Source organism: Mesotoga sp. H07.pep.5.3, assembly GCF_002752615.1.
Classification (GTDB): domain Bacteria; phylum Thermotogota; class Thermotogae; order Petrotogales; family Kosmotogaceae; genus Mesotoga; species Mesotoga prima.
In genome coordinates this window covers 62,223-75,540 of sequence record NZ_AYTV01000012.1, presented here as the reverse complement: position 1 = coordinate 75,540, position 13,318 = coordinate 62,223, and the positions used below count along the sequence as shown (strand labels likewise).

At 44.6% G+C, this 13,318-nt stretch carries 18 protein-coding genes and 1 tRNA gene; 3 read left to right on the top strand and 16 right to left on the bottom strand.

What is annotated here, in order from left to right; all coding sequences use genetic code 11:
* Positions 1-17: 17 nt before the first annotated feature.
* Genes V513_RS04055 through acpP form a run of 4 tightly spaced genes read right to left on the bottom strand, consistent with a single transcriptional unit; the run spans position 18 to position 3,404 of the window.
* Complete coding sequence (locus tag V513_RS04055; RefSeq protein WP_257211936.1) at positions 18-1,529, bottom strand: DUF5693 family protein; 1,512 nt, start codon at positions 1,527-1,529, stop codon at positions 18-20.
* Entirely contained in the window at positions 1,460-2,230 is a 771-nt protein-coding gene (locus V513_RS04050) for a hypothetical protein (protein ID WP_099771816.1), read from the bottom strand. Before V513_RS04050 ends, V513_RS04055 begins: the two co-directional genes overlap by 70 nt.
* Positions 2,218-3,156 carry an RluA family pseudouridine synthase gene (locus V513_RS04045; RefSeq protein WP_099771815.1) on the bottom strand — a complete coding sequence of 313 codons (939 nt, stop codon included), beginning with the start codon at positions 3,154-3,156 and terminating at the stop codon, positions 2,218-2,220. Before V513_RS04045 ends, V513_RS04050 begins: the two co-directional genes overlap by 13 nt.
* Entirely contained in the window at positions 3,153-3,404 is a 252-nt protein-coding gene (gene acpP / locus V513_RS04040) for an acyl carrier protein (protein ID WP_006491769.1), read from the bottom strand. The genes V513_RS04045 and acpP overlap by 4 nt, the downstream gene beginning before the upstream one ends.
* Before the next feature lie 136 nt (positions 3,405-3,540).
* Here acpP and V513_RS04035 point away from each other — a divergent pair, with 136 nt between their 5' ends.
* Together V513_RS04035 and V513_RS04030 are read left to right on the top strand one after the other, a co-directional pair.
* Positions 3,541-4,365: a purine-nucleoside phosphorylase gene (locus V513_RS04035; RefSeq protein WP_099771814.1), complete on the top strand. Its 825-nt coding sequence runs from the start codon at positions 3,541-3,543 to the stop codon at positions 4,363-4,365.
* Entirely contained in the window at positions 4,362-5,348 is a 987-nt protein-coding gene (locus V513_RS04030) for a DHH family phosphoesterase (RefSeq protein ID WP_099771813.1), read from the top strand. The genes V513_RS04035 and V513_RS04030 overlap by 4 nt, the downstream gene beginning before the upstream one ends.
* On the opposite strand, the gene V513_RS04025 is transcribed toward V513_RS04030, so the two are convergent.
* From V513_RS04025 to folE2, 4 genes are read right to left on the bottom strand one after another with little or no spacing between them, the layout of a single operon-like run.
* On the bottom strand, positions 5,345-5,980 hold the full coding sequence (locus tag V513_RS04025) for a site-2 protease family protein (protein ID WP_006491766.1): 636 nt from the start codon (positions 5,978-5,980) through the stop codon (positions 5,345-5,347). The genes V513_RS04030 and V513_RS04025 overlap by 4 nt on opposite strands.
* The gene (rsmI, locus tag V513_RS04020) at positions 5,973-6,677 is read right to left on the bottom strand and encodes a 16S rRNA (cytidine(1402)-2'-O)-methyltransferase (protein ID WP_099771812.1); all 705 of its coding nucleotides are present in this window, start codon (positions 6,675-6,677) and stop codon (positions 5,973-5,975) included. The genes V513_RS04025 and rsmI overlap by 8 nt, the downstream gene beginning before the upstream one ends.
* Positions 6,674-7,351, bottom strand: a complete 678-nt coding sequence (gene rsmG, locus V513_RS04015; RefSeq protein WP_014730175.1) for a 16S rRNA (guanine(527)-N(7))-methyltransferase RsmG — start codon at positions 7,349-7,351, stop codon at positions 6,674-6,676. The genes rsmI and rsmG overlap by 4 nt, the downstream gene beginning before the upstream one ends.
* A 3-nt stretch (positions 7,352-7,354) precedes the next feature.
* Positions 7,355-8,125 (bottom strand): GTP cyclohydrolase FolE2, encoded by a 771-nt coding sequence (folE2, locus tag V513_RS04010; protein ID WP_006491763.1) that lies wholly within the window; start codon positions 8,123-8,125, stop codon positions 7,355-7,357.
* 45 nt (positions 8,126-8,170) lie between these two features.
* Between folE2 and V513_RS04005 the strand changes: the two genes are divergently transcribed.
* Positions 8,171-8,259, top strand: a tRNA-Ser gene (locus V513_RS04005).
* Positions 8,260-8,278: 19 nt separating this feature from the next.
* Here V513_RS04005 and lepB read toward each other — a convergent pair.
* The 8 genes from lepB to ffh are packed head-to-tail and all read right to left on the bottom strand — an operon-like array spanning position 8,279 to position 13,216.
* Positions 8,279-9,121, bottom strand: coding sequence for a signal peptidase I (lepB, locus tag V513_RS04000; RefSeq protein ID WP_014730174.1), 843 nt, complete (start codon positions 9,119-9,121; stop codon positions 8,279-8,281).
* Between the two features lie 6 nt (positions 9,122-9,127).
* Positions 9,128-9,475, bottom strand: a complete 348-nt coding sequence (rplS, locus tag V513_RS03995) for a 50S ribosomal protein L19 (protein ID WP_006491761.1) — start codon at positions 9,473-9,475, stop codon at positions 9,128-9,130.
* Positions 9,444-10,061 (bottom strand): RNA methyltransferase, encoded by a 618-nt coding sequence (locus tag V513_RS03990; RefSeq protein ID WP_099771811.1) that lies wholly within the window; start codon positions 10,059-10,061, stop codon positions 9,444-9,446. Before V513_RS03990 ends, rplS begins: the two co-directional genes overlap by 32 nt.
* Positions 10,051-10,794: a tRNA (guanosine(37)-N1)-methyltransferase TrmD gene (trmD, locus tag V513_RS03985; protein ID WP_014730172.1), complete on the bottom strand. Its 744-nt coding sequence runs from the start codon at positions 10,792-10,794 to the stop codon at positions 10,051-10,053. Before trmD ends, V513_RS03990 begins: the two co-directional genes overlap by 11 nt.
* Positions 10,791-11,348, bottom strand: coding sequence for a ribosome maturation factor RimM (gene rimM / locus V513_RS03980; protein WP_099771810.1), 558 nt, complete (start codon positions 11,346-11,348; stop codon positions 10,791-10,793). Before rimM ends, trmD begins: the two co-directional genes overlap by 4 nt.
* Positions 11,345-11,578: a KH domain-containing protein gene (locus V513_RS03975; RefSeq protein ID WP_099771809.1), complete on the bottom strand. Its 234-nt coding sequence runs from the start codon at positions 11,576-11,578 to the stop codon at positions 11,345-11,347. Before V513_RS03975 ends, rimM begins: the two co-directional genes overlap by 4 nt.
* Positions 11,578-11,868 carry a 30S ribosomal protein S16 gene (rpsP, locus tag V513_RS03970; RefSeq protein ID WP_006491752.1) on the bottom strand — a complete coding sequence of 97 codons (291 nt, stop codon included), beginning with the start codon at positions 11,866-11,868 and terminating at the stop codon, positions 11,578-11,580. The genes V513_RS03975 and rpsP overlap by 1 nt, the downstream gene beginning before the upstream one ends.
* Before the next feature lie 31 nt (positions 11,869-11,899).
* Positions 11,900-13,216 (bottom strand): signal recognition particle protein, encoded by a 1,317-nt coding sequence (ffh, locus tag V513_RS03965; RefSeq protein WP_014730170.1) that lies wholly within the window; start codon positions 13,214-13,216, stop codon positions 11,900-11,902.
* Positions 13,217-13,318 lie beyond the last annotated feature (102 nt).

Below are 13,318 nucleotides of genomic sequence, written 5' to 3'. Positions count from 1 at the left end.
CCTCCTATCATCAGATATTAATTAGACTCGTCTTCGTCACTCTCGTTCAACAGTACTTCAACATCCTTACTGCTTCTACTATACTTCTTGACAAATGTAATCAATATCATTGAAACAACTGTCCCAAATAATAGACCGTACAAGCTTCTCAGCAGTCCCGTCCAAAGTGGGACGGTGGCATGACAGAAGGTATTGACGATCGACACTATCACAAGAGATCCTCCCGATGCAATGACTGGAGCGAGTTTTCCCTTGATGTTGAAAGAGAAGTGAATCAGGATGGCTAGCAAAGGATATGCAAGTAGCTCTTTGAAACGTGGACGAACCAGCAGGAGATTGTCTAGATAGTCCCTTACCATTCTTTCGGAGTCAAGAACAAAGGAAAAGTTTCCACTTCTAAGAATGTAGTAGCCGGCCGCTATTCCGGCAAACACAAATACCAACAGGTCGCCCTTAGATATTTTTCTGGAGACACTCTTTATAAAACCGGTTACGAATAACCAACCAGGGAGGGCAACAAGAGATACTTTCACACCCCTGAAGAGCTCTAGACCATTCTGGAATTCGACTCCGACCATGGATGCATTGATAGAGATTCCCAGAAAAACAGAAAGCGAAAAGAATAGTAGTAACCCTCTGAAAACCCCAGTATTTAGAGAAGACAACCTTCTGTAAATCGCAAACTCCCCTGCAATTGCTGCCAGAGGCAGACCGATAGTCGGGAAAAGTAGAAACACAACTGTGATTCCAATGGCGCCAAGCGGACTAATTGATAGGATCAACACAAATATGAACAACGCTGAAAGCAATTTGAATCTTGATGAGCCAGTCCTGGGAGATGTTATTTCGTCAGAGATTAGGTCCTGTTCGTTTAGTTCCTCGTAGGATTTGTGAACTAGCTCATCGTAGTCGAAATCAACCGGAGGAGTTAAGAAAAGCAATGCGTCAACACTTCGCTCCCTAACTGATCTAATGTACCTCGTTACAGCTCTATCGATATCGTAATTTGGGTACTCTTTCTTCTTCAGATTGTGGACGCGGAAAACCAGAGACTTGTTATCTCGGGCCTTTAAGACGTCAAGAACGTACTGCCCTCTTTCGTCAAACTCCATGTAGCCAGTATAAGCGCAATGACTATCCAGAATAGAAGCGAGTTCCGAAACAGGGTACGGAGAAACCCCCGTAAGTATCACAGGAACCTGCAAATCTAGAATTTCCTCCAGTCTATTCCAGTCATCTCTGAGATCCATAAAGACAACCGCAGAGCCGAGTTCTGAAATTTCCGTCAGATTATCTACGTAAATCAGCTGCTTTGATGGAACGCCGTCAACCTTCTTCTCGGTAACAAGAGCTGCACGGTTGTAATTAGAATCCAGGGAGACTCTCCAAGGAATATATAGAAGAGACATAAGCAGACCCACAACAAAAACAACGATAACTATGCCGTTCCCAAGACTGATTACATTCTTCTGTTTTTCGTTTCTTCGTCTTCTTCGAGGCTTCTTAGGTCTAACGGGAACTTCCGCCAATACTTATCTCTCCTCCCGATCAGAAGATAAAGAAATAATACTACACCGACAACAAATGGGGAATATGGAAGCAAAAAAACAATCCTCCATTTTAAAAGCATTGAACGAACAGTGGATCCAAACACATTCAAAAAAGCGGTGTCTATTTCTCTTTCAGTAGAGAACTCATTGACAACTTCTAGTAGTTTGTTGTACGAATTCCTCTTGAGAATGTAATCGGCAAAGCTTGCCACTGCCCCGTAGAAGACACTTTGATCATCCTTAACCGGGTATTTCTCCTCGTATTCTGTGAAGTCAAAAAACGCTACTCTTAAAGCCAACCTCCTAGTCCCAGTGTGAAGGTTCTGAAATCCCTCGGCAATCACCTCATGATACCACAGCGGAATTTCGTCAGGATTAATATCCCTGATTCTCAGGTACTCAAAGAAATAAACATGGGCGAGTTCATGCCTCGCAACTCCCGGTTTATATGAAGAGGTGTAAAGAAAGATTTGATATATTCCATTATTGTCTATTGCCGCAGGTTGCTCGTGACCTTCACCCTTTAAAATCGTAAGACTGTATTTTACCGAGAAACCATAGATTTCTGAAAGCTCTGCATTCGCTTCCTCAATCTCACTTCTGATCTCCGCCTGACCTGCCACCGCGAGTGAAGAGAAAACAACCACAATAATGAGAAATACAAATCTTATTCGAGGCAACCCAGCACCCTCTTAAGGTCGCCGGGGAGTTCAGAGATGATCTCTATTTCTTTTCCGTCATTTCTAGCGAAGGAAAGCCTTGAACAGTGAAGAAAATATCGCCTGAGCCCCGTTTCTTTCTTGAAGTCTCTATTGAACAGTCTGTCTCCATACACATCGTCTCCGACAACTGGATAACCCGCTTCACTTAACTGTCGACGGATCTGGTGCTTCTTTCCAGTAAATAGATCGATCCACAACAAAGACGTCGTACCATAGCTCTTCTCAACTGTGAAAGCCAGGGATTCGACGAATTTCTCTCTCTGCGAAACAAGTTTTCCTCTCTTTTCAGGAAATCCCTTCACAAGAGTGAAGTAACCTTTTTCGACTCCCCGTTCTCTGAATAGCTTTGAAAGCTCTCTAGCAGCCTCCGGGGATTTCGCGAAGAGGATTACACCAGAAGTGTGTTTATCAAGCCTGTGAACGGGGCGAGGAACAAAACCTTTCGAATTCCCGTACGCCATCAATCCTTCAACCAGGGTGATTATCTGGATTCCCTTACCGGGATGAACGGAGATTCCTGAAGGTTTGTCAACTGCAACTATAAGATCATCTTCGAACAAAATGTCGAGTGGAATGTGTTTAGGCGTCAGTTCGCGCGATTCTTCGAGACGCTTCAGTTTCGAAGGATCTCCCGAGAAGACTACCTGAATCTTATCGCCTATTTCCATTTTCCATGAGCCGTCTCTGATTTTATTCCCATTGACCCTAACATTGCCCCTTCTCAGCAATTTGTATATTGAGGAGAGCTTCAAATCGGAAAGCTCTTTCCTCAAAACCCGGTCCAATCTCTCGTAAAAATTTTCTTTTGTTACTTTGAACTCCCTTTCGATCGAAATCACTCCACTCAAATTAAAGGGGGCATTAAGCCCCCTTAGAAAATTCAATCCTCAACGCCTAGACCTTTGCCGATACTCTCCACAATATCCCCAACTGTGGAGATGTTCTCGATCTGCTCGTCTTCAACCTTGAAATCAAATTCGTCCTCAAGTGCCATTACCAGGTCGACCAAATCGAGTGAATCTGCTCCGAGATCCTCGGTCAAATCTGAATCCATGGCGATTTCATCTTCCTCGACTCCAAGCTTCTCAGAAATTATTGTTTTTACTCTGTCGAATACTTCATCAACTGTCAAAGGACATCCTCCCTTCGAGATCTTTCTCAAATTGCAATAATTATAGTGATACCAGGCTCCAAAGTCAAATTCTGGATTCCTAGAAGCTTTCATTATTATATAATAATTTGAAGGTCTTTACTTCTGGAGGTTTGCTATGAGACTCTATAGAGAGATGAAAGAAACAGTTGCCAGGCGCCTAACAACTTTTCCGAAAGTTGCGATGATACTTGGGTCGGGACTGGGTTACCTTACTGAGCAATTTGAAGAACCCTTGGCAATAGATTACAGAGAAATTCCGGGATTTCCCACAGCTACCGTTGAAGGTCATTCAGGCAGGCTAGTCTTCGGGACATTCCAAGGACTCCCGGTGGTGGCAATGGAAGGACGTTTTCACTTCTACGAAGGTCATAGAATTGAAGACGTTTCCTCACCAATATATCTCTTTAAAGAACTTGGCGTAAGCAACTTGCTCATTACAAATGCTTCTGGCGGAATAAACAGAAGCTTCTCTCCCGGGGATATAGTTGCAGTGACAGATATCATAAACTTTGGATTTCGCAACCCTCTGAGGGGAGAAAATGACCGCCGTTACGGCCCGAGATTTCCCGACATGTCGGAGATAATTGATTTTGCCTGGCTAAAAGTCTTGAAATCAAGGCTCGAGAAAGCAAAGATAGATTTGAAGGAAGGAACCTACTGCTGGACTCTGGGACCGAGTTATGAAACGCCTGCAGAGATAAGGGCTTTTGAATTCTTCGGGGCAGATCTCGTGGGGATGTCGACGGTCCCCGAAGTAATCACCGCGAGACATTGTGGCATAAAGCTTCTGGTTTTATCGTGCGTGACAAATATGGCATCTGGGATCCTCAAGGAGAAGCTCACTCATGCCGATGTGGTGAAAACGGCAAACAGAATAAGACCCAAATTCACTGCAGTTGTCCAGCACGCGGTTGAGTCGATTAAGGAGACTGAACAATGATAAGGAAGATCACCAGCATTGTATCATGCATACAGAAGGCCAACGACATTCTCGTTGTGGGTCATATAATGCCAGACGGTGATTGTATCTCGTCAGTGGTGTCACTTTCGATGGGACTCGAGAAGTTTGGCAAGAAGGTTACACCGGCAATTGACTGGAAGATTCCGGCGAATTTTACAGTCTTTCCCTGGATAGATAGAATTAAGGATTTCAGTAATGATGTTGTGGAGCCCAATCTAATAATCATTGTAGACGCTTCATCTCCAGATAGAATCGGTAGATTTGAACAGCTTTTGCGAAAAGGAATCCCTTCAGTGGTTATTGATCACCACGCAACCAACACCTATTTTGCAGACGACTGTTGGGTAGATCCATCATATTCTTCGGCTGCTCAAATGGTTCTTGACCTTCTAAAACTCATGGATGTTGAATATGACGCCGATCTCGCACTGATGAACTACATAGGCATTGCAACAGATACTGGTTTCTTCAGATATTCGAATGTAGATAGCTCGGTTTTCGAGGCCGCTGCGGAGCTTGTGAGATTAGGAGCCGATCCCACCTTCGTGGCAACGTCAATCCTTGAAACAAGAAAGATCGAAGAACTTTTCCTTGAGAGGGATGCGATCGACAATATAAAGATGCTATCAAACGGCAGGTTTGCATATTCCTACCTTGAGTTGGAGGATTTTGAAAAGTACTCACTCACAGAAGATGATTTTGTGGGTTTCGTCGGCGATCTGAGATCGATAAAGAGCGTTGAAGTTGCTCTGTTTGCCTCAGAAGCGAGTAAAGGAGAAGCTCATGTCTCGCTGAGATCGAAGAGCTACTTCGACGTTAGCAAAATCGCCGTTGCGTTTGGAGGGGGAGGACATCAAAAGGCTTCCGGTTTCACTCTGAGATACGACGACAATCTAGAGGATGCTCTTGCCGAAACGATTGAAATGATAGATTCTCAACTTCAACAAAAAGAAAAACATTAGGCTATTAATCTAGCCAGAAGCTGTATGAACTGGGTTATAGGCCACATAATAAGCTGGATTATCCCCATGAGTGACAGCACGAGAAGTGTCAGTATTCCATATAGTTCATATTTGACAAGCCAGTTCACTTGGCTCTCCGGAACAAGCATTGTAACAATGTTTGCCCCGTCAAGAGGGGGTATAGGGATCAAGTTGAAAAGCGCAGTGTTAAGATTTATCACCATTGTCCAGTAAACAACGTCTGCTAAATAACTTGCGGGAAAAGAGCTGACCGTTTCTGGCATGAAGGTGGAGAACCTGTGAAGACCGGAGAGATAGAAGATCAGACCTGTGATAACTCCAAGCGAGAAGTTCGCAATAGATCCGGAAAGTGCCGTCAGTATTGCCTTGAAATACTTGGCTTTTCTGAGCTTCCAGTAGTTGACGGGAAACGGTCTCGACCAGCCGAACTTGAAGAAATAGAACATTAATAAACCGACAGGGTCAATTCTTCTGATGAAGCCGGGTCCTCCCCATTCCGGCTTGGTGGCTTCGAAACGTCTCGCGGTTATAAAGCGAGCATACTCATGGGAGAGTATTGCCGCAGCAATGGCGGGAGTTAGACAAAAGAAATTCCTCATCATCTCAAACATCTTTCTCATCCCTTCCCGATAGAACGACGGTTATCTCTCCCTTCACTTCGGAAAACGCGAACTTCTGGATAGCGTCAGAAACGCATCCGAAAAAAGACTCCTGGAAGAGTTTGGTCAGCTCTCTTCCGATGAATATCTCTCTGTCGCCAATAATTTCAAGGATTTCGCGCAATGTCTCCATTAGTCTGAATGGTGACTCGAAGAATACAATGAGGCTTTCGCCGTAACTGCCCCGAGAAATCTTTCTCAACAGTCTTCTCCGATTCTTGCCTCTAGGCAGAAAGCCGAGAAATGTGAAATGACTTCCTGGAAAACCGCTGACAGCAATTGCCGACGTAACGGCACTTGGACCTGGTGAAACGTCAACTTCAAAACCTCTATCACGGCAAATCCTGATAATTTTGGCCCCTGGATCAGAGATGACGGGCATTCCTGCGTCACTGGAAAGTGCGATCTCTGCTCCTTCGTCAAGTTTTCGAATTATGAAAGACAGTCTTTCTTCCTGGTTATGCATATTCAGGGATACCACATCTTTGTTTTCTATCCCTAGAGAGGAGAGAAGTGACCTCATTCTCCTCGTATCTTCTGCAAGGATCAAATCGGCTTCCTCAAACACTCTCTTCCCTCTAATCGTCATGTCATCGAGATTTCCAATGGGAGTGCCTACGATCCAGAGTTTCCCCTTTTTCTCAGTCACTTTCGACCTCCAAGAGGAAGCTTCGACGCAACTCCTGATCTTCTTGGAAACTCACTCGGAGTAGCTCTTTCCTTCTCGTAAACTACCATAAACCTCTTCGAACCGTCAGAAAGTCTGTACTCTTTTTCACACGAGAGCCGTAATCCAAGAACTCTTTCTGCTGCATCAGAAAACACCTTCTCATCAAGCCACCCGGGACCCTTGTAAAGGTAGATGTATCCCCCAACCTTAACTAGAGGAGCCGCGAGTTCCAGCGAAATATCGCATCTGCCAACTGCCCTCAAGAAGGCTGAGTCGAAAGTCTCTCCTGCTTCTTTTGCGAATTCTTCTGCTCTTGCTGTCTTTACGGCAACATTTGTCAGGTCTAAATCCCGGGCAAATCTTTCGATCTCCCTGGTTTTCTTTGCGATTGATTCAAGAAGTGTCCAGTTTGACTTAGGAAAAGAAATCGCCAAAACAAGACCTGGGATCCCGCCTCCACTTCCAATGTCTATGCAGCGGCCCGATAGAGAAGAACCTTCAAACGGAATAATGGTGTCTTCGATGTGAACTGTCATTGCTCTTTCAAATTCCTTAATTGAGCTTAGATTGTGGGGAGAAGAGAGCATGAGCTCTATAAGTTTTTCATATTTCGCGAAAAACGACGGCTCAAGAAATTCACTCGAGAAAACCATTTTTCATTCCTTTTCTATACATGCGTATGCTTCGTGATTGTGAATTGACTCCTGACTGATCGCTTCGACTCTGTACCAGTTGATCCGACTATCATCTTGAAGAAGTAAGACGACTTCTCGCGAAAGATCTTCCACAAATCTGGGGTTGTCGAAAGAGTGCTCGGTGATGAACTTCTCGTCTTCTCTTTTGAGCAAAGAAAAGATTGGAGCACTTGCGGATTTCTCGACATACTCGATGATTTCTTCAATCCAAACAAGCGAATTCATTCTTACGGAAACAAAAACCTCTGCCCTTTGATTGTGAGCACCTCTGTCACTAATCTCTTTTGAGCAAGGACAGACGGTCATGACCGGAACCTTGACTCCAAGGACAAAATCAAACGTCCCATCCTTCATTGCAATGAAGGAACACTTGAATGAGCTGAAACTCTCACTCCCGCTTATTGGAGCTTTCTTTCTTATAAAGTAAGGAAACTCAACCTTGATATGAGCCACATCGGCTTTCAAGGAGTCTCTCATGTCATTCAAGATTGACTCCATGCTTCTGGGAGTGATTTTCTTGTGGTGTCTCTCAAGGACCTCTACGAATCTTGACATGTGAGTACCACGAAAATCCTTAGGAAGATCCACAAACAGATCGAATTTCCCCACAGTATTCTGTGTTCCGAATTTTCTGTCTAGTACTACTATGGGATACTCAATTGACTTTATCCCGACCATGTTGATTTTGATGTTTCTCTTGTCCTTCTCATTCTGAACGTCTCTCAAGATCAAACACCCCTTGAATCTGTGGTCTCAAAGAGGTATAATCAGCTAAGTGGAGGCGTATCCTAACTGGCTAAGGAGCCGGTCTTGAAAATCGGTGGGGTTGACGCCCCTTGTGGGTTCGAGTCCCACCGCCTCCGCCAAAACCGGGGGTTTCCCCGGTTATTTCTTTAGCGGACCGAAATCGGAAAAAGGCCATATAGTCAACATCGGACTACCGATTATTGCCTCCTCTGGAACGAATCCAAAATACCTGCTATCGAAGCTATTTGCTGAGTTATCACCCATCATAAATTGGAACCCTTCCGGCACGGTAACTCTTACCACTCCCGTTGACGGATCCTGAGTGATGTACTTCTCCAGACCGAGGGGCTCCAACTCTGTTTCGAAGAACTCAGTATATTCGATCAGCCCCTTATAGGCCTGATAAAGCCTGTAATAAGGGGAGAATCTCACCGAGGGATCGTCGGGGTGAGCCAAGCCTAAATAGAAGCTGGGATCGTAAAACACTCCCTCTCTAACATAACGCCTTTCTTCAAGTGCAGGTGGAATCTCTCCATTTACGTAGAGCTGGTATACGGGATTCGCCGCAGTATAATCAGGCGCTCTTCTGAGTTCAAGAACGTCTCCAGCCTTTCCCACCAATCGCTTTACATATTTGACATGACCCCTGTACTTGGCTGGAGAAAAAAGATCCATGAATTTATCAAACCCTCTGAGATACTTCTGAGACTCAATATCCACATAAGGCGTCCAGAACACCACTATGTCCCCGTAATCAGGCTCTCTGTATTCGTAAGTGATCTTCTCCACAAACAATCTGGCGGGAGGATTTATGGTTGGTATCATTGAACCTGTCGGAACCAGCATTGTCTCAAAAACAAACAAACGAATAATCGTACCAAATACGACAGCATAAAGAATCGCCTTTCCCCACTCCTTAACTTCGTGGAGAAAGCGCGATTCCTTCTTGTCAGAACCCTTTTTCGACTTTTTGGCAGACACTTAGCCTCAGTCCCTTTTCTCTTTTATCTTTACCTTACCCTTCACGTCTCTAATGTAGTAGATCTTCGCTCTTCTGACCTTTCCCCTTCTAAGAACTTCAATCTTCTCGAGAGAAGGGCTTGTGAACGGGAATATCCTTTCTACACCAACACCCGCGGCTCCTACTCTTCTGACTGTAAAGGACTTACCCGTCCCGCTCCCTCTTATTCCCATTACAATTCCCTCAAAGGCCTGAATTCTTTCTTTGTTGCCCTCTTTGATTCTAACGCTTACTCTGACGGTATCGCCCGGGCCCATCTTTGGCAGGTCGTCCCTCAAATGCTCATTTTCCAGAGATCTTATGTACTGATCCATCTTTATCCCTCCTAACTTCTACTGTATCTTCATGAATTAATCTATCTAAAACTATTGCAACTGCTGCTCTCACAGAGAGGTGGTTAAAATCCGAATTCGCTCTAAGCGGTTCAAGAGCATAGTCGCAAATCTTCTCAATTTCACCGGGTAAGCCCCAGCTTGTTCCAAAGAGGAGAAGATGGGGTTTTACACTTTTGACAATTATCCTTCGCATGGCATCGAAAGTGATTCTGTCTTTTCCCCTCTTTGCCGAAGTAAAAACGAGGTCGGGCCTCTGTCCTTCGATTTCTTCTATTTGCTCTAGAACATCTTCCATGTATGATGCCCTCTCAACTACTTTAAGCGCTTCACTTCTGCTGGGGTTGTATTCCCTTCCAAACTCCTCAAGCCAGTAATTTAGAACGTTATCTACTATCTCTCTCTGAGCCGGGAGATTACTTACCACGAAGTAACCCTTGACATTGTATGTTCTGCACGTTCGGGAAATATCGTGAACATCCAGATTCGTGACTGCGCTGGAAACGATATTTCCATGTCTGCCCAAAACAGGGTAATGAATCAAAGCGAGATATATGTTATTCAGCATCCTTTTTCAGCTCCTTGAAGAGCAACAATAGTGCTTTCTTGTCAGTCAGGTCAAAATCATGCTTGAGAAAGATATCCGGCCTTCTTTCGATAGTTCTGAGCAAACTTTCCATTCTTCTATGAATCTCTATCATTTCATGGTTCCCACTGAGCAATACTTCGGGCACTTCCATGCCGTTTACTTCTCTGGGCCTCGTATAATGAGCATAATCAAGAAGATCTGAGAAGAAAGAATCGTTAATTACCGACTCCATATCACCGACAACTCCTGGAACAAACCTTGAAATGACTTCTATCATCAACAGTGCCGGGATTTCTCCACCGCTGAGTACGAAATCACCGATCGAAATCTCCTCGTCAATGGAACTCATTGCCCTTTCATCTATTCCCTCATAACGCCCGCAAACAAAAACTATGTGGCTAAGCTTACTCAGTTCAAGAGCTTTTTTGTTGTCAAAGAGCTTGCCCTGCGGAGACGGATAGACAACGTGGGGCTTGCTGTCATCCGAAAAGCGACTTGCAACTGCTTTGATTATTGGTTCGGCCTTCATTACAAGGCCGCTCCCCCCTCCGAATGGGTAGTCATCGGTTGTTCTGTGACGATCATCGGTGAAATCTCTTATATCGACCGATTCAAAAGCAATTATGCCGTTTTTAATAGCCCTTGATATTACCCCCCAGTTGAAGACCGTTTCAAACAGCTGGGGAAAGATCGTCAATACCTCTATCTTCATTCGGGCTTGACCTCTTCGAATTCCATAGATCTGGCAACAATCGTCTTATCTTTAAAATTGAGCTCGAGAATGTAGTCTCTAATTATTGGAATAAGCTCTTCACGAACAGTCAAGTCCTCTTCACGAACGACCACCATAACATCATTTGCTCCAGTTTCGATGATGTCATTTACAGTTCCTATGAAACGCCGGTTCTCATCGAATACACTACTCCCAAGAATCTGAAAGTAATAATACTCTCCCTGTTTCAACTCAGGCAAGACACGTTCTTCAACGTATATATGGAAGCCTACAAGCCTTTCTGCTTGACCCATAGAGTCTATTCCCTCGAAATGCAAGATCCAACCTTTGGTGGCTCTCCTGGCTCCATCGATTGAAGTTACAAACCGCGAACGGGTCTTTTCATCATAAAGCAGAACCTCCTGGATCTCTTTGAAAGCTGTTTCATCTTCAAGAGCGACTTTTACCTTCATCTCGCCACGAAGTCCGTGAGGCTTCACTATTCTCCCGATTGGAACCATTTCCTCCAAAGACTTGTCTTTCAGTTCGCTCATCTTACCACCTTTAGGATAAAACTCTCCTTTGATGATCCGGCGAGTGCGTTGAGGAGAACATTGATTGACTTGATAGTTCTACCGTCTTTTCCAATTATTTGGCCGACATCTTCCTCTGCAGCGCTGATTTCAAAGACCATGTTTCCGCTTTCGTCTACTGCTTCAGTAACGGTTATCCGATCGGGCTCCCTCACTATTCCCTTCAGAATATGTTCTAGCACTTCCTTCATTACTCTGCTTTCTCTCCCGATTCCTTGACATACTTCAGCTCGTGGACCTTCTTCATAACTCCGAACCTTGCAAGAATCGATCTTGCGGTCTCAGTCGGCTGAGCACCTTTCATTATCCAGCTAACTGCCTTGTCTACATCGACACTCATAATGCCGGGATCTCTTATCGGATCATAGAATCCCAGAGAGTCAATATAGGCCCCGTCTCTACGCTTTTGTGAATCCACTACGACAAGCCTGAAAAACGGCCTGTTCCTTCTACCCATCCTTGTAAGCCTAATCTTTACCATTCTTTTCGTGCACCTCCTGATTCTCTACTATCTAAAATGAAAATCCTTTCATACCTTTAAGTAGTTTCCCTTTTCTTCCGAACTGCTTCATCATACTCCTCATCTGATCGTACGACTTAAGGAGTTTGTTGACATCCTGAATAGTTGTTCCGCTACCTCTCGCTACTCTTTGCTTTCTAGAATAGTTCAGAAGCTTTGGATTCCTTCTCTCTTTAGATGTCATGGAGTGGATGATCGCCTCTGTTCTCTTCATGCTCTTTTCGCTTCCTGCAAGATCAACGTCTTTAGGGGCGCCAGGTATCATCTCCATGATGTCTGCAATCGACCCCAGCTTTTTTACTTCTTTCAGTTGATCAAGGAAGTCCTCAAGATCAAATTTGTTCTTGAGAAATTTCTCTTCCATTTCTTTGGCCTTTTCTTCGTCAATGTTATACTGTAGCTTATCGATGAGCGACAAAACATCGCCCATTCCCAGTATTCTTCCTGCAACTCTGTCTGGATGAAAGGCCTCAATACCGTCGGGCTTTTCCGAGATTCCAATGAACTTGACGGGTTTTCCCGTTACATGCCTTATTGAAAGAATTACTCCGCCTCTCGCGTCGCCATCAAGTTTTGTGACAACAAACCCGGAAAGCTCGAGCGCTTCGTTAAATGCCTTCGCTGAGTTCACGGCGTCCTGTCCAGTCATGGCATCAACAACCATTAGTATCTCATCGGGCTTAACAGCGGAAACGATTTCCTTCAACTCTCTCATCATCGCATCGTCTATGTGAAGTCTACCCGCGGTGTCTAGAATCACCACATCATTTATGTTCCTAACCGCCTGCTGCATTGCTTCCTGAACTATCTTTACGGGATTCTTTCTGTCGCCCGTGAAAACAGGCATATCAATCTGTTTTCCAAGTTGCATCAGCTGATCAATTGCCGCTGGTCTGTACACGTCCGCAGCTACAAGAAGAGGTTTTCGGCCTTCCTTTCTCAACAATGTACCCAGCTTGGCCGTAGTAGTCGTTTTCCCACTTCCCTGAAGACCCACCATCATTATCTTCGAAGGCTGGCTAGAAAGCTTCAACGGAACCGACTTCTCGCCAAGCATCTTGATCAGTTCGTCTCTGACAATCTTTATAAACTGCTGATCAGGCGTGAACGATTTCAGTACCTCTTCTCCAAGCGCCTTCTCAGTGATGCCGCCTATAAACTCCTTGACAACCTTATAGTTGACGTCCGCCTCCAGAAGCGACAACTTGACCTGCTTTACAGCATCTTCTATATTCTTCTCAGAGATTCTTCCCTTTCCACTTAGCAGCTTGAAAGCTCTGCCCAGCTTTTCCTGGAGATTCTCAAACATCTGAACACCTCCGCAGCTTGAAAAGTATACAACGGGCCAGCGTTTGTATGTTGAACTTATCTGAACAACAACAGCGATTATCAGGCAAGTATATTAATTTTT

Coding starts and splice junctions, on each gene's coding strand:
- V513_RS04035 (WP_099771814.1), top strand. CDS start 3,541: ATGAGACTCTATAGAGAGATGAAAGAAACAGTTGCCAGGCGCCTAACA.
- V513_RS04030 (WP_099771813.1), top strand. CDS start 4,362: ATGATAAGGAAGATCACCAGCATTGTATCATGCATACAGAAGGCCAAC.
- V513_RS04025 (WP_006491766.1), bottom strand. CDS start 5,980: ATGTTTGAGATGATGAGGAATTTCTTTTGTCTAACTCCCGCCATTGCT.
- rsmG (WP_014730175.1), bottom strand. CDS start 7,351: ATGGTTTTCTCGAGTGAATTTCTTGAGCCGTCGTTTTTCGCGAAATAT.
- rplS (WP_006491761.1), bottom strand. CDS start 9,475: ATGGATCAGTACATAAGATCTCTGGAAAATGAGCATTTGAGGGACGAC.
- V513_RS03990 (WP_099771811.1), bottom strand. CDS start 10,061: ATGCTGAATAACATATATCTCGCTTTGATTCATTACCCTGTTTTGGGC.
- trmD (WP_014730172.1), bottom strand. CDS start 10,794: ATGAAGATAGAGGTATTGACGATCTTTCCCCAGCTGTTTGAAACGGTC.
- rimM (WP_099771810.1), bottom strand. CDS start 11,348: ATGAGCGAACTGAAAGACAAGTCTTTGGAGGAAATGGTTCCAATCGGG.
- V513_RS03975 (WP_099771809.1), bottom strand. CDS start 11,578: ATGAAGGAAGTGCTAGAACATATTCTGAAGGGAATAGTGAGGGAGCCC.
- rpsP (WP_006491752.1), bottom strand. CDS start 11,868: ATGGTAAAGATTAGGCTTACAAGGATGGGTAGAAGGAACAGGCCGTTT.
- ffh (WP_014730170.1), bottom strand. CDS start 13,216: ATGTTTGAGAATCTCCAGGAAAAGCTGGGCAGAGCTTTCAAGCTGCTA.